Here is a 1,119-nt window from a genome sequence, read left to right on the forward strand (position 1 = left end):
GCTCGCCAATCCGTCGCCCCCGGCCGGCGGGACGCTGCAACTCGCACCCGCGTCCGGGGGAGCGTTGGCGGCCGGGACGGCGGGCGGCGCCATCTCGCTGCGCCCGAGCGGCGCGGCGCGCGCCCTCGCGGGGCCGGCCGACATCATGCCGGGCACCGGGCAGTTCATCGACCCCGCGCGCCTCGAAACGCCGGGACCGCACGTCACGCTCACCGGCAACGACGTGACGCTCGACTTCACCAACGCCGACGTGCGCGACGTGCTGAAAAGCGTGCTCGGCGACCTGCTGAAGCTGTCCTACAGCGTCGATCCGGCGGTGCAGGGGACGGTGACGCTGCAGACCGGCGCGCCGATCCCGCGCGCCTCGCTGCTCGACGTGCTCAATACCGCTCTCGGACTGAGCGGCGTCGCGCTGGTCGATCGCGGCGGCATCTACCTCGCCGTGCCGATCGCCAACGCCGCGCGCCAGGCGCCGCTGGCCACCGGCGGCGGCTTCGTCACCCGCATCGTGCCGCTGCAATACGTCACGGCATCCGACCTCCAGCAGGTGCTGGAACCGCTGGTGCCGACCGGTGCGACGGTCAAGGCGGACGCGGCGCGCAACATCCTCATCGTCTCCGGCGCGGCGCGCGATGTCGGCGGCATCATGGCCAATATCGCGGCGTTCGACGTGGACTATCTGCGCGGCATGTCCTTCGCGCTGCTGCCGCTGACCAACGGCCGGGCGCGCAACGTCGCGAGCGACGTGACCAACATGCTCAAGGCCTCGGGCCGCTCGCTGCCCGACATCGTCAAGGTGCTGCCGATCGACCGCATGAACGCGGTCCTCGTCGTCTCGTCGCAGCCCGCCTATCTCGACCGCGTGCGCGGCTGGGTGCAGCGCTTCGACCGCGGCGAGGGCGGGTCCGACCAGCAGCTGTTCGTCTATCGCGTGCAGAACGGCCGGGCGGCGGATCTTGCCCGGGTGCTGCGCCACGCCCTCGGCATCGACATCACCGACGTCGCGGCCGCGACACAGGAAGCGGCCGCGGCGGCGGCGCTGCAGAACGCGACGCAGCCCGGCTTCGGCGCGGCCGGCGGCCTCGGCACCATCCAGGGCGCGCTCGCGGGCGCGCCCGC

The 1,119-nt window shown here is 73.3% G+C and carries 1 protein-coding gene; it reads left to right on the top strand.

All coding sequences use genetic code 11. The features are described from left to right. A partial coding sequence (locus tag B8460_RS01250) for a secretin N-terminal domain-containing protein (RefSeq protein WP_048859753.1) occupies window positions 1-1,119 on the top strand: 1,119 nt, incomplete at both ends.

This window comes from Acidisphaera rubrifaciens HS-AP3, from assembly GCF_000964365.1.
Classification (GTDB): Bacteria; Pseudomonadota; Alphaproteobacteria; order Acetobacterales; family Acetobacteraceae; genus Acidisphaera; species Acidisphaera rubrifaciens.